Source organism: Streptomyces antimicrobicus (assembly GCF_020532625.1).
Taxonomy (GTDB): domain Bacteria; phylum Actinomycetota; class Actinomycetes; order Streptomycetales; family Streptomycetaceae; genus Streptomyces; species Streptomyces antimicrobicus.
Window position 1 is genome coordinate 42,997 of the sequence record NZ_JAJAUY010000013.1, and the last position, 20,324, is coordinate 63,320.

The 20,324-nt window shown below is 72.9% G+C and carries 21 protein-coding genes and 1 tRNA gene; 9 read left to right on the forward strand and 13 right to left on the reverse strand.

Annotated elements, in window-relative coordinates; genetic code table 11:
• Nucleotides 1-44: 44 nt before the first annotated feature.
• Complete coding sequence (locus tag LG632_RS05655) at nucleotides 45-548, forward strand: hypothetical protein (RefSeq protein WP_226725691.1); 504 nt, start codon at nucleotides 45-47, stop codon at nucleotides 546-548.
• 59 nt (nucleotides 549-607) lie between these two features.
• Here the strand turns inward: LG632_RS05655 and LG632_RS05660 are convergent, their stop codons facing one another.
• Entirely contained in the window at nucleotides 608-1,078 is a 471-nt protein-coding gene (locus tag LG632_RS05660; protein WP_226725692.1) for a GNAT family N-acetyltransferase, read from the reverse strand.
• A gap of 29 nt (nucleotides 1,079-1,107) precedes the next feature.
• The gene (locus LG632_RS05665; RefSeq protein WP_226725693.1) at nucleotides 1,108-2,034 is read right to left on the reverse strand and encodes an aminoglycoside phosphotransferase family protein; all 927 of its coding nucleotides are present in this window, start codon (nucleotides 2,032-2,034) and stop codon (nucleotides 1,108-1,110) included.
• A gap of 59 nt (nucleotides 2,035-2,093) precedes the next feature.
• Here LG632_RS05665 and LG632_RS05670 point away from each other — a divergent pair, with 59 nt between their 5' ends.
• A complete protein-coding gene (locus tag LG632_RS05670; protein WP_226725694.1) occupies nucleotides 2,094-3,494 on the forward strand; it encodes an NAD(P)/FAD-dependent oxidoreductase in 1,401 nt (466 codons plus the stop codon).
• A gap of 70 nt (nucleotides 3,495-3,564) precedes the next feature.
• Here the strand turns inward: LG632_RS05670 and LG632_RS05675 are convergent.
• Nucleotides 3,565-3,638 (reverse strand) — tRNA-Thr (locus tag LG632_RS05675).
• A 204-nt stretch (nucleotides 3,639-3,842) separates the two neighbouring features.
• Here LG632_RS05675 and LG632_RS05680 point away from each other — a divergent pair.
• The 3 genes from LG632_RS05680 (at nucleotide 3,843) to LG632_RS05690 (ending at nucleotide 6,363) form a co-directional block, all read left to right on the forward strand.
• Nucleotides 3,843-4,931 carry an ABC transporter ATP-binding protein gene (locus LG632_RS05680; protein WP_226725695.1) on the forward strand — a complete coding sequence of 363 codons (1,089 nt, stop codon included), beginning with the start codon at nucleotides 3,843-3,845 and terminating at the stop codon, nucleotides 4,929-4,931.
• A gap of 198 nt (nucleotides 4,932-5,129) precedes the next feature.
• The gene (locus LG632_RS05685; RefSeq protein ID WP_226725696.1) at nucleotides 5,130-5,546 is read left to right on the forward strand and encodes a hypothetical protein; all 417 of its coding nucleotides are present in this window, start codon (nucleotides 5,130-5,132) and stop codon (nucleotides 5,544-5,546) included.
• A 49-nt stretch (nucleotides 5,547-5,595) separates the two neighbouring features.
• Complete coding sequence (locus LG632_RS05690) at nucleotides 5,596-6,363, forward strand: nucleotidyltransferase family protein (RefSeq protein WP_226725697.1); 768 nt, start codon at nucleotides 5,596-5,598, stop codon at nucleotides 6,361-6,363.
• Between the two features lie 84 nt (nucleotides 6,364-6,447).
• Here LG632_RS05690 and LG632_RS05695 read toward each other — a convergent pair whose 3' ends face one another.
• From LG632_RS05695 to LG632_RS05720, 6 genes are all read right to left on the reverse strand, one after another.
• Nucleotides 6,448-8,007, reverse strand: coding sequence for a DoxX family membrane protein (locus LG632_RS05695; protein ID WP_226725698.1), 1,560 nt, complete (start codon nucleotides 8,005-8,007; stop codon nucleotides 6,448-6,450).
• A gap of 196 nt (nucleotides 8,008-8,203) precedes the next feature.
• On the reverse strand, nucleotides 8,204-9,160 hold the full coding sequence (gene rlmB / locus LG632_RS05700; RefSeq protein WP_226725699.1) for a 23S rRNA (guanosine(2251)-2'-O)-methyltransferase RlmB: 957 nt from the start codon (nucleotides 9,158-9,160) through the stop codon (nucleotides 8,204-8,206).
• Between the two features lie 79 nt (nucleotides 9,161-9,239).
• Nucleotides 9,240-10,640, reverse strand: a complete 1,401-nt coding sequence (gene cysS / locus LG632_RS05705) for a cysteine--tRNA ligase (RefSeq protein WP_226725700.1) — start codon at nucleotides 10,638-10,640, stop codon at nucleotides 9,240-9,242.
• 138 nt (nucleotides 10,641-10,778) lie between these two features.
• Nucleotides 10,779-11,303, reverse strand: a complete 525-nt coding sequence (gene ispF, locus LG632_RS05710) for a 2-C-methyl-D-erythritol 2,4-cyclodiphosphate synthase (protein ID WP_226725701.1) — start codon at nucleotides 11,301-11,303, stop codon at nucleotides 10,779-10,781.
• Nucleotides 11,293-12,048 carry a 2-C-methyl-D-erythritol 4-phosphate cytidylyltransferase gene (gene ispD / locus LG632_RS05715; RefSeq protein ID WP_226725702.1) on the reverse strand — a complete coding sequence of 252 codons (756 nt, stop codon included), beginning with the start codon at nucleotides 12,046-12,048 and terminating at the stop codon, nucleotides 11,293-11,295. The genes ispF and ispD overlap by 11 nt, the downstream gene beginning before the upstream one ends.
• Before the next feature lie 410 nt (nucleotides 12,049-12,458).
• Complete coding sequence (locus LG632_RS05720) at nucleotides 12,459-12,941, reverse strand: CarD family transcriptional regulator (RefSeq protein ID WP_003953493.1); 483 nt, start codon at nucleotides 12,939-12,941, stop codon at nucleotides 12,459-12,461.
• Between the two features lie 592 nt (nucleotides 12,942-13,533).
• Here LG632_RS05720 and LG632_RS05725 point away from each other — a divergent pair.
• Entirely contained in the window at nucleotides 13,534-14,241 is a 708-nt protein-coding gene (locus LG632_RS05725) for a copper chaperone PCu(A)C domain-containing protein (RefSeq protein WP_226725703.1), read from the forward strand.
• 145 nt (nucleotides 14,242-14,386) lie between these two features.
• Here LG632_RS05725 and phoP read toward each other — a convergent pair whose 3' ends face one another.
• Nucleotides 14,387-15,058 carry a two-component system response regulator PhoP gene (gene phoP, locus LG632_RS05730; protein ID WP_466527820.1) on the reverse strand — a complete coding sequence of 224 codons (672 nt, stop codon included), beginning with the start codon at nucleotides 15,056-15,058 and terminating at the stop codon, nucleotides 14,387-14,389.
• A 5-nt stretch (nucleotides 15,059-15,063) separates the two neighbouring features.
• A complete protein-coding gene (gene phoR / locus LG632_RS05735) occupies nucleotides 15,064-16,287 on the reverse strand; it encodes a two-component system sensor histidine kinase PhoR (protein ID WP_226725704.1) in 1,224 nt (407 codons plus the stop codon).
• A 216-nt stretch (nucleotides 16,288-16,503) separates the two neighbouring features.
• On the opposite strand from phoR, the gene phoU reads away from it, so the two are divergent.
• Nucleotides 16,504-17,181 (forward strand): phosphate signaling complex protein PhoU, encoded by a 678-nt coding sequence (gene phoU / locus LG632_RS05740; protein WP_226725705.1) that lies wholly within the window; start codon nucleotides 16,504-16,506, stop codon nucleotides 17,179-17,181.
• 159 nt (nucleotides 17,182-17,340) lie between these two features.
• The gene (locus tag LG632_RS05745; protein WP_226725706.1) at nucleotides 17,341-17,487 is read left to right on the forward strand and encodes a hypothetical protein; all 147 of its coding nucleotides are present in this window, start codon (nucleotides 17,341-17,343) and stop codon (nucleotides 17,485-17,487) included.
• An 82-nt stretch (nucleotides 17,488-17,569) separates the two neighbouring features.
• Here LG632_RS05745 and LG632_RS05750 read toward each other — a convergent pair whose 3' ends face one another.
• Both LG632_RS05750 and LG632_RS05755 read right to left on the reverse strand, forming a co-directional pair.
• On the reverse strand, nucleotides 17,570-17,920 hold the full coding sequence (locus LG632_RS05750; protein WP_226725707.1) for a hypothetical protein: 351 nt from the start codon (nucleotides 17,918-17,920) through the stop codon (nucleotides 17,570-17,572).
• A gap of 97 nt (nucleotides 17,921-18,017) precedes the next feature.
• Nucleotides 18,018-18,779: a phosphoglyceromutase gene (locus tag LG632_RS05755; RefSeq protein ID WP_226725708.1), complete on the reverse strand. Its 762-nt coding sequence runs from the start codon at nucleotides 18,777-18,779 to the stop codon at nucleotides 18,018-18,020.
• A 155-nt stretch (nucleotides 18,780-18,934) separates the two neighbouring features.
• Between LG632_RS05755 and LG632_RS05760 the strand changes: the two genes are divergently transcribed.
• On the forward strand, nucleotides 18,935-20,323 hold the full coding sequence (locus LG632_RS05760; protein WP_226725709.1) for an MDR family MFS transporter: 1,389 nt from the start codon (nucleotides 18,935-18,937) through the stop codon (nucleotides 20,321-20,323).
• Nucleotide 20,324: the final 1 nt, after the last annotated feature.

A 20,324-nucleotide genomic window follows, 5' to 3' on the forward strand; every position in this document is an offset into this window, starting at 1 on the left:
ACCGCCCGCCCCGGCCGCCCCCGGCGCATGACACCATCGGAGGCGTGCTCGACATCGGCTACTCCCTCTCCCGGCGCTTCCCGGACCCCCCGCAGACCGACTACCGGACCGCGGACGTCCACACCCTGCGCCACGACCTCTTCTGCGGCGACGTCTACCTCGCCGACACCAAGGAGGACCGGGAACTGTCCACAGCCTGGGGATGGGTGCCCGTGCTCGACTTCGCCTGGGCCCTGTGCGACATCGTCGAGCAGCTCGACCAGGACCCCCACGGCAGCCGCGCCTCCCGCAGCCAGTACGCCGAGCTCGACTTCACCGAGTCCACCGACCGCATGCTCTTCGAACGCCGCTTCGGCTGGGTCGACATCGAAGCCGACTGGATGCCCGCGGAAGAACCCCCGCTCACCTTCGCCCACCGCCTCCTGCGCCGCGAGGCCCGCGACTTCCTGCACGACCTGATCGCCGACCTGACCGACATGCACGAAGGCCTCGCCGACAACCCGACCATCTGGACGCTCCAGTCCCGCTTCCCCCGCGTCCCCGCCTGACCCGGTAGCCGGCCGTGCGCCGGCGCAGCGCCGCCGCACCGGCGCGCACCGGCGCGCGCCTAGGCCGCGAACCGCGCCAGCGCCTCGTCCGTCAGCCGGTACACCGTCCACTCGTCCTGCGGACGCGCCCCCAACCGCTCGTAGAACTCGATCGCGGGCCGGTTCCAGTTCAGCACCGACCACTCCAGCCGCTCGTAACCCCGCGCCACGCAGATCCGCGCCAACTCCGCCATCAGCTCCCGCCCGTACCCGCCGCCGCGCGCCTCCGGGCGGACGTACAGGTCCTCCAGGTAGATCCCGTGGACACCGCGCCACGTGGAGAAGTTCAAGAACCACAACGCGAAACCGACGACCTCCCCCTCGGCCGTCTCCGCGAGGTGCGCGAACGCCGCCGGCCGCTCCCCGAACAGCGCGGCACCCAGCTGCTCCTCCGTCGTGCGCACCTCGTGCAGGCACTTCTCGTACTCCGCCAGCTCGCGGATCATGGCCAGAAGGGCCGGAACGTCATCGATCGTGGCTCTACGAATCATGCGCGCAGCCTAAGCGGCGAACCCCGCCCCTACGCCCCCGGCAGCCGCTCCACCAGAGCCACCTGCTCCCCGTCGAGCCGCCGCTCCCCCTCCTCGACGTCCCACACCGCGTTCTGCAGCACCCGCGCCAGCGTCCACACCCGCGCCCGCCGCCGGTCCAGCCCCAGCGCCTCGGTCATCAGGTCGAACCGCCACCGCACGTCACCGGCGTCGAAACGGTCCCGCAGAGCGGGCAGCAGATCGAAGCCCGGATCCCCCGCCAGCGGCTTCGGGTCGATCGCCAGCCACGGCTCCCGGCCCGCCGCCAGCACGTTGTCGAAATGCAGGTCCCAGTGCAGCAGCCGGTCCCCCGACTCACCCGCCACTTCCGCCACCTGCGCCCCCCATGCCCGTACCAGCCCCCGCTCCACCGGATCGGCCAACCGCCCCACCACCGCCGGCACCCGCGCCAGCAACCCCCGCACCTCGTCCTCCAACCGCCGCAGCCCCGCCGGCGCCGGCACCGCCGTCAGCCGCGCGAGCAGCCCCGCGACCACCTGCACCGCCGCCCGAGGCTCGTCCTCGGCCACCACCGACAGGTGCCGGCCGTGGTCCAGCCGCTCCAGCAGCAGCGTGCCCGTCGCCGGATCGTGCTCCAGCAACCGCACGCACCCCTCCCCCGCCCACCGCCGCAACGCCACCGGCTCGCCCGCGCTCTCGTCGTCCGGCATCGACACCTTCAACGCCGCCCCGGAACCGTCCCGCCGCCGCACCGGCAGCACCAGCGCCGTCACCCCGTGCAGCACCGGACCGTCCCGCCGCAGCTCCCACCGCTCCAGGAACTGGGCCACCCGCCCCGGCAACGCCGCCACGAACGCCCGCCCGGCCTCCCCGTTGAACCGGAGCTGCGCCCGCGCCAGCCCCTCCGGCACCTCGACCGCGTCACCGACCCCGCCGGCCCCACCGACCTCGCTCATGCCCCGACGGTAGCCCCCGACCCTGGACACGCATCCGGAACGCGGTGTACCACTCCCCCATGACCACCAGCTCGACGATCAACGGCGGCATCTCCTTCTGGTACGCGGACCAGGGCACCCCGCCACCCCGCGCACCCCTCACCGGGGACACCACCGCCGACGTGGTCATCGTCGGCGGCGGCTACACCGGCCTGTGGACGGCCTACTACCTCAAGCGAGCCGCACCCTTCCTCCGGATCACCGTCCTCGAACAGAAGTTCTGCGGCTACGGCGCCTCCGGCCGCAACGGCGGCTGGCTCTACAACGGCGTGGCCGGCCGCGACCGCTACGCCCGCCTCCACGGCCACGACGCGGCCAAACGCCTCCAGCAGGCCATGAACGACACCGTCACCGAAGTCGTCGAGACCGCCGCCAAGGAAGGCATCGACGCCGACATCCACCGCGGCGGAGTCCTCGAAGTCGCCCGCACCCCCGCCCAACTCACCCGCCTCAAGGCCTTCCACGAGGCCGAGACGGCGTTCGGCGAGACCGACCGCACCTTCCTCTCCGCCCTGGAGACCCGCGAGCGCATCGACATCGCCGACGCCGTCGGCGCCAGCTGGACCCCCCACGGCGCCCGCATCCACCCCGCCAAACTCGTCACCGGCCTCGCCGACACCTGCGAACGCCTCGGCGTCACCATCCACGAGTCCACCCCGGTCACCGAGATCGCCCCCAAGCGCGCCGTCACCCCCTACGGCACCGTCCGCGCCCCCTACGTCCTGCGCTGCACCGAGGGCTTCACCGCCGCCCTCAAGGGCCACAGACGCTCCTGGCTCCCCATGAACTCCTCCATGATCGTCACGGCTCCCGTCCCCGCCGACGTCTGGGACCGGATCGGCTGGAGCGACCGCGCCACCCTCGGCGACATGGCCCACGCCTACATGTACGCCCAGCGCACCGCCGACGACCGCATCGCCCTCGGCGGGCGCGGCGTCCCGTACCGCTACGGCTCCCGCACCGACCACGACGGCCGCACCCCGCCCACCACCGTCAGGGCCCTCGCGGACCTCCTCACCGCCTTCTTCCCCCAGCTCGCCGGCATCGAGATCACCCACGCCTGGTCCGGCGTCCTCGGCGTCCCCCGCGACTGGTGCGCCACCGTCGCCCTGGACCGCGCGACGGGCCTGGGCTGGGCCGGCGGCTACGTCGGCTCCGGCGTCGCCACCGCCAACCTGGCCGCCCGCACCCTGCGCGACCTGGTCCAGCAGGACTCCGGCCAGGGCGGTCCCACCGACCTGACCACGCTGCCCTGGGTCGACCACCGCGTCCGCCGCTGGGAGCCCGAACCCTTCCGCTGGCTGGGCGTCCACGCCCTCTACGCCGCCTACCGCGAGGCCGACCGCCACGAGTCCCGCACCCACACCCCGACCACGGCGCCCCTGGCCCGCCTGGCCGACCGCGTCGCGGGCCGCCACTGAGACGGGCCGGACGCCGGCCGGACACACCGAAGGCCTCGGACCACAACCGGTCCGAGGCCTTCGCGCACTGAGCCCCCTGTCGGGTTCGAACCGACGACCCCCGCTTTACAAGAGCGGTGCTCTGGCCAGCTGAGCTAAGGAGGCACGCCCGTGCAGTGTACCCAGGCCCGGGCCGCCCGACTGTCGAAAATCTCACGGTGCGTCCCGCGGTCGGGGCCGGCGCGGGTGCTGACATCCGGGCGCACGCCAGGTAGCGTCACCAGCGGTCCACTTCGTGGACTAGACCAAGACACTCCTTCCACTCGGATCGTCCGGCACGTTCCTGCCGGTAGAAGGGATGCATCACCCATGGCTTCTGTCACCTTCGACAAGGCGACCAGGCTCTACCCCGGCGGCGAGAAGCCGGCCGTCGATCAGCTGGAGCTGCACATCGAGGACGGCGAGTTCCTCGTGCTCGTCGGGCCCTCGGGCTGCGGCAAGTCGACCTCGCTGCGGATGCTCGCCGGCCTGGAGGACGTCAACGGCGGCGCCATCCGGATCGGCGACCGCGACGTCACACACCTGCCGCCCAAGGACCGGGACATCGCGATGGTGTTCCAGAACTACGCGCTGTACCCCCACATGAGCGTCGCCGACAACATGGGCTTCGCCCTGAAGATCGCCGGCGTCGAGAAGGCCGTCATCCGCAAGAAGGTGGAGGAGGCCGCGGACATCCTCGACCTGCGCCCCTACCTGGACCGCAAGCCGAAGGCGCTGTCCGGTGGCCAGCGCCAGCGGGTGGCGATGGGCCGGGCGATCGTGCGGCAGCCGCAGGTGTTCCTCATGGACGAGCCGCTGTCGAACCTCGACGCCAAGCTGCGCGTGTCCACGCGTACCCAGATCGCCTCGCTCCAGCGGCGCCTCGGCATCACGACCGTCTACGTCACGCACGATCAGGTCGAGGCCATGACCATGGGTGACCGGGTGGCGGTGCTGAAGGACGGCGTGCTGCAGCAGGTGGACACGCCGCGCAACATGTACGACCGGCCGGCGAACCTGTTCGTCGCCGGGTTCATCGGCTCTCCCGCCATGAACCTGGTGGAGGTGCCGATCGCCGACGGCGGTGTGAAGTTCGGCGAGAGCGTGGTGCCGGTGTCGCGCACGGCGCTGTCGGCCGCTGCGGACGCGGGTGACCGTACGGTGACCGTCGGCGTGCGGCCGGAGCACTTCGACCTGAGCGAGGAGGGCGGTCTGGCCGTCACCGTGAACGTGGTCGAGGAGCTGGGCGCGGACGGTTACGTCTACGGCACGGCCGAGGTCGGCGGCGCGCGGCAGGACCTCGTGGTCCGGGTGAACGGCCGGCAGGTTCCGGAGAAGGGCGCCACGCTGCACGTGACGCCGCGCTCCGGTGAGACGCACGTGTTCGCGACGTCGTCGGGCGAGCGCCTCTCCGACTGACCGCGTTCCGGGAGGGGTTCGGGTGCGGGGCGCCCGTGCCCCTCCCGCGTTTGCGGGGGGCTTCCGGTCATTTCCCCGGCGAACGGGGGCATTTCGAGCGGCGTGCGTCAACACCCCATTCGAAAAACCACGTCGAACCGTCCCTCGACAGGGTGACTAAATGTCGCCATATCTTCACCGAGCGCTACTCTCGCCCTCGTGACCCACACTGCACGCCGTATCGGCCGTTCCCTCGCCCTGGTCCTGCCCGTCGTTCTGGTCCTGTCCGGGACCCTCGCGGTCACCATGGTCCCTTGGGCCGACAACACGCCGTCCCAGATGCTGACCGCCTCCGCCGAGGACGTCTCCGTGCCGCAGAAGCCGGCCGCCGCGCACGAGGTGCTGCGCGACAAGCTGCTGAGCGAGCTGCAGCAGGGGACGGATCCGGGCGTGGTCCTCACGCACCTCCAGCAGGAGGTGGACAAGCGGCCCACGACGCTCGCCGCGCACTGCGTGGGCATCGCGCGGGCGCTGGGTGAGGCGGCCGTGAAGGTGGTGGGTCCGACGAAGGCCCAGTCCTACGCCCGCCCGGTGTGTGACACGTCGTACGCCACGGGGGTCCTCTCGGCGAGCTGACGGGCCGTTCCGGCCGCGTCGTGCGGTCGGGGGTCCTTAGGCTGCCGCCATGTCGGCACCTTTTCCTGTTCCGTCCTCCGTTCCTCCCGCAGCCGCGCGTCCTGCGGCGCCCACCCAGGCGGTCGTCCTGGCGGGCGGCCAGGGCTCGCGGCTGCGGCCGTACACGGACGACCGTCCCAAGCCGATGGTGGAGATCCCCGGTAGCGGTCTGCCGATCATCGGGCACCAACTGGCCTGGCTGGCCGCCGAGGGCGTCACGGACGCCGTGGTCTCGTGCGGTCACCTGGCGGAGGTCCTCCAGGAGTGGCTGGCGGCGGCGGTGCTGCCGCTGCGCGTGACGACCGTGGTGGAGGAGGAACCGCTGGGCCGCGGCGGCGGGTTGAAGTTCGCGGCGGCGCGACTGCCGTTCCCGGAGCAGCCGTGGTACGCGACCAACGGCGACGTGTGGACGCGGTTCTCGCTGCGCGAGATGGCGGCGTTCCACGAGGAGCGGGGGGCGCTGGCGACGTTGGCGCTGGCGCGGCCGCGGATCCCGTGGGGGGCGGTGGAGACCGACGAGTCGGGGCAGGTGCTGGACTTCGTGGAGGCGCCGCCGTCGCCGTACCTGATCAATGCCGGGGTGTACGTCTTCGCGACGGGCTTCGCCGCGCTGCTGCCGGAGCTGGGGGACCACGAGCGGTCGACGTTCCCGAGGCTGGCGCGCGAGCGGCGGCTGGCGGGCTTCCCGCTGCCGCAGGGGGCCTACTGGCGGGCGATCGACACGGCGAAGGACTTGGCCGAGGCGGCACGGGAATGGGGCGCTCAGGCGGCCGTCTGAGCCCTGCGCGCGGGGTACGGCGACGGGGCCCGGTGCACCTGGTGGTGCGCCGGGCCCCGTCGGGTGTGTCGGGCGGGGTGGCGGTCAGCCGAGGAGGCCGCCGACGAGGCCGGAGCGGCTGCCGCCGGAGGTGCCGCTGCCGGAGCCGCTGCTGCCCGAGGAGGTGGGCGTCCTGGGCGAGGTGGTCGCGGTGGATCCGCTGCGGGTGGTGCTGCTCCTGGGGGTCTGCTGGCCGCCGGTGCCGCGGGTGGCGGTGGGGGATTCGGAGCCGGTGGTGGTGCGGCCGGTGGTGCCGGGGGTGGCCTTGCCGGTCCTGGCCGGTTCGGACGCCTTGGCGGAAGGCGTGGCGGGGGCGGAGGGCTGCTGGGGCGGCGGGCCCTGCTGCTTGCGGGAGGTGGAGGGCTGCTGCTGCGGGAGCGGCTGCCCGGGCAGGTAGTTGGTGGGGGCCCGGCCCGGTCCGGGCACGGTGACGACGGTGCTGGAGCGGACGGCGCCGCCGAGGACGGAGCCGACGAGCAGGGTGAGCCCGCAGACGACGGCGGCCATGACGGCGCCGCGGCGCAGCACGCGGCGGCGCAGTTGCCAGACCTCGGAGCGGGGGCCGAGGGTGCGCCAGGCCTCGCCGGCGAGGCGTCCGTCGAGGGAGTAGACGGGCGCGCCGGCGATGATCAGGGGGCTCCAGGCGGCGAGGTAGATGATGTCGGGCGCGTCGTAGGCGGGGACGGTCTTCCAGCTGACGGTCATCAGCAGGGCGGCGGAGAGCAGGGCGCCGATGCAGGCGGCCAGTCGCTGCCAGAGGCCGAGGACGGTGAGGACGCCGACGACGACCTGGAGGAAGGCGACGCTGAGGCCGGCTCCGACGGGGTGGGCGAGGGCGAAGTCGCGCAGCGGTTCGGCGAGGGCCCACGGGTGCAGGGTGTGCAGCCAGGTGACCATGGACCCGCGTTCGCCGCCGTCGAAGTAGACGGGGTCGCACAGCTTGCCCATGCCGGCGTAGATGGAGATGAAGCCGAGGAAGATGCGCAGCGGCAGCAGGACGACGCCGAGGTTCATCCGGCGGCCGGGGTAGTACGAGGCGTGGCCGCGGGCGTCGGCCTGGGTCCGGCCGGCGCGGTCGGCGGGGCCGGTGCCGGGCGGGGGCTGGTGCGGGGGGCGGCCGGTGTACGGCAGGTCCCGTACGGCGGCCATGGCGCGGGTGTCGCGGTCGTCGTCGGCGTCGCGGTAGCTGCGCTGGCCGATGACGGTGGGGGTGGGGAGGGTGTCGTCGGCGAGGTCGTGCGCGAGGTCGACGCGCGGGATGACCTGGGTGGCGCCTCCGTCGTACTCGTCGTGGCCGCGGCCGGACTCCCGTACGGCCTGGAGCAGTCCGCCGGTGGCCGCGGAGTCGCCGGGGGACGACTTGCCGGACCAGACGACGGGGGCGCGGCGGCGGGTCGCGCCGGCCGCGGCCACCGCGGCGCCGCTGAGGGCGGGGATGCCGGCGGGGGTCTTCGCGGGCTGGTGGGGACGCGCGCTCGGGCTCGGTGCGAGCCGCACGCGGAAGCTGGCGTGGTTCACGATGACCTGTGCCGGGTCGCACGGCACCTTGACCATGCTCAGGGCAGGCTGGTCGTCGAACCGGGGCGTTCTGGTGTCCACACTCATCTAACCGAGTGATCAGTGTTTAGGACACTGCCTTGACAGCGTTGATCTGTCCGAGGCCCGTCAAGGCGCGATTTCCGGCCATCCGGCGGAGCCGGTGTCGCCCGGGAGGCGGGCGGTGCGGGCGGGCGGGTTTGGGCGGGTGTCCCACCCGGTCGGCGGCGGTGCGAGCCGCCGACCGGGGGAATCCGCACCGTGGTCAGCCGCGTCGGCGGGCGGCCTCGTAGAGGACGACGCCGGCCGCGACGCCGGCGTTGAGGGACTCGGCGCCGCCGGGCATGGGGATGCGCACGAGGTAGTCGCAGGTCTCGCCGACGAGGCGGCCCAGGCCCTTGCCCTCGGAGCCGACGACGATGACGACCGGGCCGCCCAGGGCTTCGAGGTCGCCGATCTCGTGCTCGCCCTCGGCGGCCAGGCCGACGACGGTGATGCCGGCCTTCTTGTAGTCCTGCAGGGCGCGGGTGAGGTTGGTGACGCGGGCGACCGGGGTGCGGGCCGCGGTGCCGGCGGAGGTCTTCCAGGCGCCGGCGGTCATGCCGGCGGCGCGGCGCTCGGGGATGACCACGCCGTGGCCGCCGAAGGCGGAGACGGAGCGGATGATCGCGCCGAGGTTGCGGGGGTCGGTGACGCCGTCGAGGGCGACGATGAGGGGGTCCTCGCCGTCGTCGTAGGCCTCGGCGGTGAGGTCGTCGGGGTGGGCGTACTCGTACGGCGGGACCTGCAGGACGAGGCCCTGGTGGTTGAGGCCGCCGGTCATCCGGTCGAGCTCGGGCCGGGGGGCCTCCATCAGGTTGACGTTGCCGCGTTCCTGGGCGAGGGCGAGGGCCTCGCGCACGCGCTCGTCGTTGTCGATGAACTGCTGGACGTAGAGCGTGGTCGCGGGGACGCCGTCGCGCAGGGCCTCGTAGACCGGGTTGCGGCCGACGACCATCTCGCTGGTGCCCTTGGGGCCGCCGCGGCGGGGCGCGGGGCGGCGCCGCTCGGCGGCCTTCGCCTTGGCGTTGGCGATGCGGTTCTTGACGTGGCCCTTGCGCATCGAGGCGGGCGGGGTCGGACCCTTGCCTTCCAGGGCCCGGCGCCGCTGGCCACCGCTGCCGACCGTGGCGCCCTTCTTGTTGGACGTGCGGCGGTTCCTGCGCTGGCTGTTCCCGGCCATGACTACCTGTCTCTGTGAAAAGTACGAACGTATCACCAGTGTGCCGCCCACAGCCTGTGGGCGGCACGTCCGGCTGGTCTCAGCGGGGGCCGAGCGTCCAGCGCGGCCCGGTGGGGCTGTCCTCGATGACCAGGCCCGACTGCTGGAGCTGGTCGCGGATGGCGTCGGCGGTGGCCCAGTCCTTGCGGCCCCGGGCCGACTCGCGCTGGTCCAGGACCAGGCGTACGAGGGAGTCCACGACGCCGTGGAGGTCCTCGCCGCGGTCGGTCTCGCCGGCCCAGTGCGGGTCGAGCGGGTCCAGACCGAGGACGCCCAGCATGGCCCGTACCTCGGCGAGGCGGGCGACGGCGGCTTCCTTGTCGTCGGCGGCCAGCGCGCTGTTGCCCTGGCGGACGGTGGTGTGGACGACGGCCAGGGCCTGCGGCACCCCGAAGTCGTCGTCCATGGCCTCGGCGAACGCGGGCGGCACGTCGGCGGCCGGTTCGACGACGCCCCCGGCCTTCTCCACGACGCGCTGGACGAAGCCCTCGATGCGCGCGAAGGCGGACTCCGCCTCGCGCAGGGCCTCCTCGCTGTACTCGATCATCGAGCGGTAGTGCGGGGTGCCGAGGTAGTAGCGCAGGACGATCGGACGCCAGTTCTTGACCATCTCGGAGACGAGCACCGAGTTGCCCAGGGACTTGGACATCTTCTCGCCGGACATGGTGACCCAGGCGTTGTGGGCCCAGTACCGGGCGAACTCGTCGCCGTAGGCCTTGGCCTGGGCGATCTCGTTCTCGTGGTGGGGGAAGACCAGGTCGAGGCCGCCGCCGTGGATGTCGAAGGCGCTGCCCAGGTACTTGTGCGCCATGGCCGAGCACTCCAGGTGCCAGCCGGGGCGGCCGCGGCCCCACGGGGTCTCCCAGGAGGGCTCGCCCGGCTTGGCGGCCTTCCACATCGCGAAGTCGCGGGGGTCGCGCTTGCCGGTCTCGCCCTCGCCGGAGGGCTGCAGGAGGTTGTCCAGGTCCTGGTTGGACAGGGCCAGGTAGTCCGGGTAGGAGCGCACGTCGAAGTAGACGTTGCCGTCGGCCTCGTAGGCGTGGCCGCGCTCGATCAGGCCGCGCATCATCTCGACCATCTCGGTGACGTGGCCGGTGGCGCGGGGCTCGTAGGTGGGCGGGAGGCAACCGAGGGCGGAGTAGCCGTCGTTGAAGGCGCGCTCGTTCTCGTAGCCGATGGCCCACCAGGGGCGGCCCTGCTCGGCCGACTTGGCGATGATCTTGTCGTCGATGTCCGTGACGTTCCGGACGAAGGTCACGTCGTAGCCCCGGTGGGTGAACCAGCGGCGCATGATGTCGAAGTTCAGACCGGAGCGGATGTGCCCGATGTGCGGGGCGGCCTGCACGGTCGCACCACACAGGTAGATCGAGACGCAGCCCGGCACGAGCGGGGTGAAGTCGCGGATCTGCCGGGCGCTGGTGTCGTACAGGCGAATAGTCACGGCAACCAGGGTAGTGCGCCTGCGGCAGTGCCCCGCGACCGTTTGCGGGCGCGGGGCGGCTTTGTCGCCGGACGGCGGCCCCGCCGAGCGGCGCTCGGGCGGGGCCCAGGTGCACCGGCAGGCCGGTGCGAGCGGTGCTCAGGCGGGGTTCGTGCGGTACACCAGGGCGGTGGCGATCGCGGCCAGGCCTTCGGCGCGGCCGGTCAGGCCCAGGCCGTCGGTGGTGGTGCCGGAGACGGCGACGGGGGCGCCGACGGCCTCGCCGAGCGCCTTCTGCGCCTCGTCGCGGCGCTTGCCGATCTTCGGGCGTACGCCGATCACCTGGACGGAGACGTTGCCGATCTCGAAGCCGGCCGCGCGCACGATCCGGGCCGCCTCGGCGAGCAGGGTGACGCCCGAGGCGCCCGACCACTCGGGCCGGGAGGTGCCGAAGTGGGCGCCGAGGTCGCCGAGGCCGGCGGCGGAGAACAGGGCGTCGCAGGCGGCGTGGGCGGCGACGTCGCCGTCGGAGTGGCCGGCCAGGCCGTACCCGCCGCTGTCGGCGTCGTCCCACCGCAGGCCGGCGCACCACAGCTCGCGGCCCTGCTCGAAGGCGTGGACGTCGGTGCCGATGCCGACGAGCGGCAGCACCGGGGGCGTGGGCGTCGGGGTGTCAGTAGGCATCGGTGGCCCTCCTGCGGGCGAGTACGGCCTCGGCGAGGACCAGGTCGAGCGGGCGGGTGACCTTGAAGGCTTCTTCGTGGCCGGGGACGACCACGACGGTGACGCCGGTCTTTTCCACCATTCCGGCGTCGTCGGTGGCGCCCTCGCCGTTGACGGCGACGCTGTCGTGGGCGCGCACCAGGGTGGCGCGGTCGAAGCCCTGCGGGGTCTGCACGGCCCGCAGCCGGGACCGTTCGGGGGTGGCGACGACCGGCTCGGGCTCGCCGGGCCGGCCGGGCTCGACCTCCTTGACGGTGTCGGCCAGCGGCAGGGCGGGCACGACGGCCGGGGCGCCGGCGCGGACGGCCTCGACCACGGCGTCGACGGTGTCGACGGGGACGAGGGGGCGCGCGGCGTCGTGCACGAGGACGTCGGTGACGTCCTCGGGCAGGGCGTCGAGGCCGGCCCGTACGGATTCCTGGCGGGTCTCGCCGCCGGGCACGACGAGGATGTCGGTCCGGTCGGGCAGGGCGTGCTCGTCGAGGAGGTTCTTCACCTCGCCGGCGCCGTCGGCGGGGGCGACGACGACCACCAGGGAGACGGCACGGGAGCGGGCCATGGCGCGGACGGCGTGGATCAGCATCGGCGTGCCGCCGAGCGTGCGCAGGGCCTTGGGCGCGCCGGGTCCGAGCCGGACGCCGCGGCCGGCGGCGGGGATCACCGCGGCGGTGCGGCGGGGGCGCTCGGGGCGCGATTCGTCATACATCGGGTAGCTCCGCTAGCTCCGGGGAATCGGCCAGGTTTGTGGCTTCGGCCGACGTGGGTATGGCCTGAAGGGTGCCGGGTGCGCTGCCCTCGCCCCTTCCGTGACGACCGGTCGAGCCGGCTGCCCGGACCCGGCACACGCCAGTACGCCGGCGCTCCGGCACGCCGGTGGTGCAGCACGGCGGTGCGGCGGTGTGTGATGTGGGTCCGGTGCGTGGAGGGCGACGTCGCGCGCGGCGTGCGGCGTGGTGTGCCGCGAGGTGGTGTGCGGGGCGCAGCAGGGTGCGTGAGGGATGTGCGCGGCGGGTGGGGCCAGACATGCCGCAGCGCCCGGCGACAGGCCTCCCGGACGAAAAAAGGGAGGCGCCGTCATCGGGCACCGCGGCACACTGTGTGGAACGGTCCGTCGCGTCAGGACGCGAGAACCTCGTCGAGGAGGGCCTCGGCCTTGTCCTCGTTGGTGTTCTCAGCGAGCGCGAGCTCGCTGACCAGAATCTGACGCGCCTTGGCGAGCATGCGCTTCTCGCCCGCCGAGAGCCCGCGCTCGCGCTCACGACGCCACAGGTCACGCACCACTTCGGCGACCTTGATGACGTCGCCAGAAGCGAGCTTCTCCAGATTTGCCTTGTAGCGACGGGACCAGTTCGTCGGCTCTTCGGCGTACGGTGCACGCAGCACCTCGAAGACCCGGTCCAGCCCGTCCTGGCCGACTACATCGCGAACGCCGACGAACTCCGCATTGTCCGCAGGCACACGAACCGTCAGGTCGCCCTGGGCGACCTTGAGCACCAAGTAGGTCTTGTCCACGCCTTTGATCTGGCGAGTTTCGATGGCCTCGATCAGCGCGGCCCCGTGATGGGGATAGACCACGGTGTCGCCAACCTTGAACGTCATGTGACAGGTACCCCTTCCGTGGCTATCCAGGGTAACACGAGAACTGACTGTTCTGAATGGCGTTTTCGCAGGTCAGGGCATATCTCGGGGCTTGACAACAGCGCGGGGGGCGTGCTGCGGAGGGCTTCCGGAAGGGGGTATTCGCAGGTCGGAGGCGCTGTGCGGACACGCCGAAACGGCCACGTTACACCTGCCGGGCGACCCGGTCGACGTGATGTACGTCCCGTTTTGCCTGGTTCGGCGGGGCCGCGGCGAACTACTCCGTTCGGCTGTCGGCCCTCCGTACGGAGCGGTTCCGGCCCAATCCTGAATTGATCACCGCGCCCGTTCGAAGGAATCCGGGAAATTGATCACCGGCGGGTGCCCGCCGGACGATCACCGGCGATTTACGGACGCGCACCGGAAGTGCGGCGGGAATGAAAGATCGGCGAGCCGGGAGCGGCGCGCCCGGCCGCACCCCCGCGGCACCGGAGGGTCGGGTGCGGGGGCGGGGCGGCGGCTCGGTAACCTAAGCGCGCTGACTGACCCTTAGGGCGGCTTTACCTTCGCCCGCACGACCCTCCGTCCGTACGTCCAAGGAGTTGCCGCCGCCGTGAGCCGCAGCCTTCGACGCGGCGCCCTCGCCGCCGCCGCCATCGTGTTCTCGATCGGATCGCTCGCCGCATGCGGTGCGGGCAACGACGCCCAGACGCTGCAGATCAAGCCGGACAACGCGGCCGTCACCAAGGGCGACATCAAGATCCAGAACGCTCTGGTGATCACCCAGGGCGAGAAGGAGAAGAAGGGTCCGGCCGTGGTGTCCGCGACCATCTTCAACGCCGGGACCAAGCCCGAGACCCTTGAGGCGATCACCCTCGGCGGCTCCAAGGGCCGGGTGGAGCTCAAGCCCGCGGCCGGCGGCACCGGCAAGATCGTCGTCCCGGCGGGCGGCTCGGTCGTGCTCGGCGGCAAGGGCAACGCCTCCGCCGTGATCGAGGGCGGCCGCGAGGCCGTCAAGGACGGCGACGCCCAGAAGGTCCAGTTCAAGCTCTCCAGCACCGGCGACGTCGCGCTGGAGGCCTTCGTGGTGCCGAGCACCGGCTACTACGCGGGCTTCGGCCCGACCGAGGCGCCCGCCGCGGCCGGTGCCACCCCCTCCGGCTCCCCCTCGGGCAGCCCGCAGGCCGGTGCCACGCCGTCGGGCGCGCCGTCCGGCAGCCCGCAGGCCGGTGCCACCCCGTCCGGCAGCCCGTCCGGTGCCGCCGCGGGCAAGCCGTCCGGTTCCCCGTCGGGCTCGCCGTCCACGGGCGCCGGTCACTGACACCGGTCACCGTTCACCGGCACCGGCACCAGACCGGTCACCGGTACCGGCCAGCCGGCCGGCCGGCCGATCGAACGCCGAAGGGGCCCCGTCCGCGCGATGCGGACGGGGCCCCTTCGTGTCCCGGCTCCGCCGGGCGGGCGCTCTACGGCTCGAACTTGTAGCCGAGGCCCCGGACCGTCACCAGGTAGCGCGGAGCACCCGGGTCCGGCTCGATCTTGGCGCGCAGGCGCTTGACGTGGACGTCGAGCGTCTTGGTGTCGCCCACGTAGTCCGCGCCCCAGACCCGGTCGATCAGCTGCATGCGGGTCAGCACGCGGCCCGCGTTGCGCAGCAGCATCTCCAGCAGGTCGAACTCCTTGAGCGGCAGGTCCACCTTCGCACCCGCGACGGTCACCACGTGACGGTCGACGTCCATGCGCACCGGGCCGGCCTCCAGCGCCGCGGGGGTGACCTCCTCCGGCTCGCCGCGGCGCCGCAGCACCGCGCGGATGCGGGCGACCAGCTCCCGCGAGGAGAAGGGCTTGGTGACGTAGTCGTCGGCTCCTATTTCCAGGCCGACCACCTTGTCGATCTCGCTGTCCTTGGCCGTCACCATGATCACGGGGACGTTGCTGCGGCCGCGCAGCTGCCGGCAGACCTCGGTGCCGGGCAGGCCCGGCAGCATCAGGTCCAGCAGCACGAGGTCGGCGCCGTTGCGCTCGAACTCGTCCAGGCCGTCGGGCCCGGTCGCCGCGATCGCGACCTCGAAACCCTCCTTGCGGAGCATGTAGGACAGGGCGTCGCTGAAGGATTCCTCATCCTCGACGACGAGCACTCGGGTCACGGAAGGACCTCCGGGGCAGGGGTGGTGGCTGGTACGGATTCGGAGTCGGCGGCGGTCGTCCGGGTGGCTGCGGCCTCCGGAAGCCTGAGGGTGAAGGTGGAGCCCTGTCCTTCGGAGCTCCACACGGTGACCTCCCCGCCGTGCGAGGCGGCCACGTGCTTCACGATCGCCAAGCCCAGCCCGGTCCCTCCGGTGGCGCGGGAGCGGGCGGGGTCGACGCGGTAGAAGCGCTCGAAGATGCGCTCGCGGTCCTTCTCGGGGATGCCGATGCCCTGGTCGGTGACGGCGATCTCGATCAGGTCGCCGCCGGGGCCGGAGACGCGGCGGCCGGCTATCCCGACGCGGGTGCGCGCCGGGCTGTAGTTGACGGCGTTCTCCACCAGGTTGCCGAGGGCCGCCGCGAGCTGGCTGCGGTTGCCCCAGACGCGCAGGTCGGCGGTGCCGCCCGCGGCCATGGTGATGTGCTTGGACTGCGCCGTGTGGCGGCAGCGGTCGATGGCCTCGGCGACGAGCGTGTCGACCCGGACCGGCTCGGCGTCCTCCAGCGGGTCGTCGTTCTGGACGCGCGAGAGGTCGATGAGCTCCTGCACGAGGTTGGTCAGCCGGGTCGCCTCGATCTGCATGCGGCCGGCGAAGCGCATGACCGCCTCGGGGTCGTCGCTGGCGTCCATGACGGCCTCCGAGAGCAGCGAGAGCGCGCCCACGGGCGTCTTCAGCTCGTGCGAGACGTTGGCGACGAAGTCCCGGCGGACCGCCTCGATGCGGCGGGCCTCGGTGAGGTCCTCGACCAGCAGCAGCACCAGCCGGGAGCCCAGCGGGGCCACCCGGGCGGAGACGGCCAGCGCCTCGCCGCGGCCGGTGCCGCGGCGCGGCAGGTCGAGCTCCACCTGCCGTATCTCGCCGTCGCGGCGGGTGTCGCGGGCCATGTGGAGCATCGGCTCGACCGCCAGCTTGCCGCCGCGCACGAGCCCGAGGGCGTACGCCGCCGAGCTGGCCTTGACCACCGCGTCGGCCTCGTCGAGGACGACGGCGGAGGAGCGCAGCACGGACAGGACGGTGTCCACACCCGGGGGCAGCACGGCGTTGATGTCGGGGCGCATGGAGCTCCGGGTGGGGCGGGCCTGGTCGCGCTCGCTCCAGCGGAACGCCAGCATGGCGATCACGCCGGTGCACAACCCGGCGATCGCGGCCACTGCGGCGACCGCCGCGTTCACGTCCATGCATCCAGGTTAAGCAGGCACGACGACGGTTCCACAGCCGTTCGGGTGGCACCTCGAACACTCGTCGCCCAGAGTTCACCGTGGCGACGGAGGTGATTCACTTCCGGTGTCGCAGTCGGACGCGTTCTCGGCCGACCGTGTCGATGTGGGGCAAAGGGCCCCGGCCTCCCGGGCCGGACGCAACCGCCCGGGCCGGACACAAGAGAGGGACACCCAATGCGGGACGCGTACCACGAGGAACTGGACTCGATCGGGGAGAGCCTGGTCGAGATGGCCCGGCTGGTCGGGTCCGCGATCGGGCGGGCGACGACCGCCATGCTCGACGCCGACCTCAAGCTCGCCGAGAGCGTCATCGCGGCGGACCAGAAGATCGACGACCTCCAGCACGACCTGGAGGCCCGCGCCATCGCCCTGCTGGCCCGCCAGCAGCCGGTCGCCACCGACCTGCGGATCGTGGTCACCTCGCTGCGCATGAGCGCCGACCTGGAGCGCTCGGGCGACCTGGCCCAGCACGTGGCCAAGCTGGCCCGGCTGCGCTTCCCCGACTCGGCCGTGCCGCGCGACCTGCACGCGACCATCCTGGAGATGGGCCAGCTGGCGCAGCGCCTGATGGCGAAGGCCGCCGAGGTGATCATCACCAAGGACGTGGACCTGGCGATGCAGCTGGAGACGGACGACGACGAGATGGACCAGCTGCACCGCACGCTGTTCCAGCACCTGATGGACGACCGCTGGAAGCACGGCATCGAGACGGCCGTGGACGTCACCCTGCTGGGCCGCTACTACGAGCGCTTCGCCGACCACGCGGTGTCGGTGGCCAAGCGCGTGGTCTACCTGGTCACGGGCGAGCACGCGGACGACTTCCAGGCCCCGACGCAGGTCGAGGGCGCCTGAGCCGCCGACGGCGTACGGGCGGTCGGCGCGCTGCGGGGCCGGCGCGCCGCCGCGGGCGTGCGGCCGAGCCACAGTGCGCCGTTGACGCGCCTGCCGGCCTGGGCATGAATGAGGCGAAAGGCAGTACGAACCGACCCCGTACGCCTGCGAGGAGGAACCATGCCCGATTCCCCCGTTCCCATCACCCCGGAGCAGGAGCAGCCCCAGCGGCCGGAGCCGGTGCGCCTGCCCCTGCTGGCCGCCTGCGGCTGCGGCTCGGGCTGCGGCTGCGGCTGCCAGTCCGGCGCACCGTGCCAGTGCGGCTGAGCGCACCACCGCTGCACACGGCGAGGGGCCCCGCCCCGGGCGTACCCCGGGCGGGGCTCCTCGTCGTGCGTGCGCCGCGCCCTCAGGCCGGGCGGCCGGCGGCCTCCGCGCGCGGGGCGGCGCACACCACCATCGAGGTGAAGACGTCCGCGCGGGAGCTGACGACGTAGGTCCGCTTCGCCCCCGGCACCCGGAAGCACAGCAGGGCGTCGTCCTCCCCCTCGAACACACCGAGCACCACCTCGCGGGCCCCGGCCTCCTGGCACCCGACCTGCTCGGGCCGGTCCCGCCGGTCACCGGTCAGGCAGTCGCCGACGGCGATGCCGCCGTGCTGCTCGCGCCAGTCGTCGGCGTAGGCGTAGACCGTCAGCGCCAGCAGCACCGCGACGCCCAGCCCCCCGCACACGCGGTTGATCCTGCTCCCCGTCCCCATGGCCGGATCTTGTCAGAGGAGCGGGAGCAGGAGAAGGCCCCCCGCCCGCCGGTGCGGGCAGGGGGCCTCTCACGGGTCGTGCGGGGTGGGGCCGGGCCTACTTCTTCTTGCCCTGGTTCTTGACGGCCTCGATGGCGGCCGCGGCGGCCTCCGGGTCGAGGTAGGTGCCGCCCGGGTTCAGCGGCTTGAAGTCGGCGTCCAGCTGGTAGGAGAGCGGGATGCCGGTCGGGATGTTCAGGCCCGCGATGTCGGCGTCGGAGATGCCGTCCAGGTGCTTGACCAGGGCGCGCAGGCTGTTGCCGTGGGCGGCGACCAGGACCGTGCGGCCGGCCAGCAGGTCCGGGACGATGCCGTCGTACCAGTACGGCAGCATGCGGACGACGACGTCCTTCAGGCACTCCGTCCGCGGGCGCAGCTCCGGCGGGATCGACGCGTAGCGCGGGTCGTCCGACTGGGAGAACTCCGTACCGTCCGCGAGGGCCGGCGGCGGGGTGTCGTACGAGCGGCGCCACAGCATGAACTGCTCCTCGCCGAACTCGGCGAGGGTCTGGGCCTTGTCCTTGCCCTGCAGGGCGCCGTAGTGGCGCTCGTTCAGGCGCCAGGAGCGGTGGACGGGGATCCAGTGGCGGTCGGCGGCCTCCAGCGCGAGCTGCGCGGTGCGGATGGCGCGCTTCTGGAGGGAGGTGTGGACCACGTCGGGCAGCAGGCCGGCGTCCTTGAGCAGCTCACCGCCGCGGACCGCCTCCTTCTCGCCCTTCTCGTTGAGGTTGACGTCCACCCAGCCGGTGAACAGGTTCTTCGCGTTCCACTCGCTCTCGCCGTGGCGGAGGAGGATCAGCTTGTACGGTGCGTCGGCCATGGCGTCGAGCCTAATGGACGCCCCGGGGCGGTCGCGCGCCGCCCGGCGGGGGCTGTGGATTGACGGTCCGCGTCAATTCGGTGGCGCCTCGCACGGCCCCATTTGTAACGTGCCGAGTGCTGAGGAGCCGCTTACACCGCCGGGGGGAATTCCGTATGTCCGTCGCATCCGTCGGACGGGCCGCGCGCGCGAGCGTGTCCGGTCTGCCGCGCGCCTTCTGGTGGCTGTGGGCCAGCACCCTGGTGAACCGGCTCGGAGCCTTCGTCGCCACCTTCATGGCCCTGTACCTGACCCTGGAGCGCGGCTACTCGGCCTCCTTCGCGGGCCTGGTGGCCGCCCTGCACGGGCTGGGCGGGGTCGTCTCCTCCCTGGTCGCGGGGGTGCTCACGGACCGGCTCGGGCGGCGGCCGACCATGCTCGCGGCGAACGTCGCCACCGCCGTGACGGTGGCGCTGCTCGGCTTCATGGAGCATCCGGTGGCCATCGCGGTGGTGGCGCTGCTGGTCGGCATGGCCTCCAACGCCTCGCGCCCGGCGGTGCAGGCGATGATGGCCGACATCGTGGCCCCCGAGGACCGGGTGCGGGCGTTCGCGCTGAACTACTGGGCGATCAACCTCGGCTTCGCCGTGAGCTCGGTCGGCGCCGGCTTCATCGCCGAGTTCAGCTACCTGGCCGGCTTCCTGGTGGAGGCCGCGCTGACGCTGGCCTGCGCCGTGCTGGTCTACGTCAAGCTGCCGGAGTCCCGTCCGGTGCGGGACGCGGCGGCCGGCGGGGACGGGCGGGCCGACGGGGAGCTCGGCCTGGGGTCGGTGCTGCGCGACGGCCGGTTCATGGCCGTGGTGGGCCTGTCGTTCCTGGTGTCGCTGATCTTCACCCAGGGCTCGGTGGGGCTGCCGGTGGCGATGGGCTCGGAAGGGTACTCGCCCGCGGACTACGGCCTGGTCATCGCGGTGAACGGGGTGCTGATCGTGCTGGTCCAGCTGCCGGTGACCCGGTACGTCGAGCAGCGCGACCCGCGGCGGGTGCTGGTGCTGTCGGCGCTGCTGGTCGGCTACGGCTTCGCGCTGACGGCCTTCGCCGGATCGCTGGCGGTGTACGCGCTGACGGTGTGCGTGTGGACGCTGGGCGAGGTGATCAACTCGCCGGTCCAGATGGGCCTGGTCGTCCGCCTCTCGCCGGTCCACGGCCGGGGCCGCTACCAGGGCGTGTACACGATGTCCTGGGCGGTGGCGGCGCTGGTGGCCCCGCTGATGGCGGGCTTCGTCATCGACGGCTTCGGCGCGGTCTGGCTGTGGGCGGGGACGGGCGTGCTGGGCACGGTGGCCGCGGCCGGCTACTGGTTCCTGATGCGCGACCTGCCGTCGGCCGCGGCGTCCGGGGCCGAGGCCTGCGCCGGGACGACCTCGGCGGAGACCCGGGCCGGGGCGGAACCCCCGGAGGCGGGGGCCGGGGCGGGGGCTCCCGGTGCCGGGGCCGGGGCCTCCGAGACCGGGGCCGGGGCCTCCGAGACCGGGGCCGGGGCCAAGGCCGGCGCGACAACCTAGC

Coding starts and splice junctions, on each gene's coding strand:
- LG632_RS05755 (WP_226725708.1), bottom strand. CDS start 18,779: ATGGCCGACGCACCGTACAAGCTGATCCTCCTCCGCCACGGCGAGAGC.
- LG632_RS05695 (WP_226725698.1), bottom strand. CDS start 8,007: ATGAGTGTGGACACCAGAACGCCCCGGTTCGACGACCAGCCTGCCCTG.
- LG632_RS05670 (WP_226725694.1), top strand. CDS start 2,094: ATGACCACCAGCTCGACGATCAACGGCGGCATCTCCTTCTGGTACGCG.
- LG632_RS05665 (WP_226725693.1), bottom strand. CDS start 2,034: ATGAGCGAGGTCGGTGGGGCCGGCGGGGTCGGTGACGCGGTCGAGGTG.
- phoU (WP_226725705.1), top strand. CDS start 16,504: ATGCGGGACGCGTACCACGAGGAACTGGACTCGATCGGGGAGAGCCTG.
- LG632_RS05750 (WP_226725707.1), bottom strand. CDS start 17,920: ATGGGGACGGGGAGCAGGATCAACCGCGTGTGCGGGGGGCTGGGCGTC.
- LG632_RS05760 (WP_226725709.1), top strand. CDS start 18,935: ATGTCCGTCGCATCCGTCGGACGGGCCGCGCGCGCGAGCGTGTCCGGT.
- rlmB (WP_226725699.1), bottom strand. CDS start 9,160: ATGGCCGGGAACAGCCAGCGCAGGAACCGCCGCACGTCCAACAAGAAG.
- LG632_RS05680 (WP_226725695.1), top strand. CDS start 3,843: ATGGCTTCTGTCACCTTCGACAAGGCGACCAGGCTCTACCCCGGCGGC.
- LG632_RS05720 (WP_003953493.1), bottom strand. CDS start 12,941: ATGACGTTCAAGGTTGGCGACACCGTGGTCTATCCCCATCACGGGGCC.
- LG632_RS05745 (WP_226725706.1), top strand. CDS start 17,341: ATGCCCGATTCCCCCGTTCCCATCACCCCGGAGCAGGAGCAGCCCCAG.
- LG632_RS05660 (WP_226725692.1), bottom strand. CDS start 1,078: ATGATTCGTAGAGCCACGATCGATGACGTTCCGGCCCTTCTGGCCATG.
- ispF (WP_226725701.1), bottom strand. CDS start 11,303: ATGCCTACTGACACCCCGACGCCCACGCCCCCGGTGCTGCCGCTCGTC.
- ispD (WP_226725702.1), bottom strand. CDS start 12,048: ATGTATGACGAATCGCGCCCCGAGCGCCCCCGCCGCACCGCCGCGGTG.
- LG632_RS05690 (WP_226725697.1), top strand. CDS start 5,596: ATGTCGGCACCTTTTCCTGTTCCGTCCTCCGTTCCTCCCGCAGCCGCG.
- phoR (WP_226725704.1), bottom strand. CDS start 16,287: ATGGACGTGAACGCGGCGGTCGCCGCAGTGGCCGCGATCGCCGGGTTG.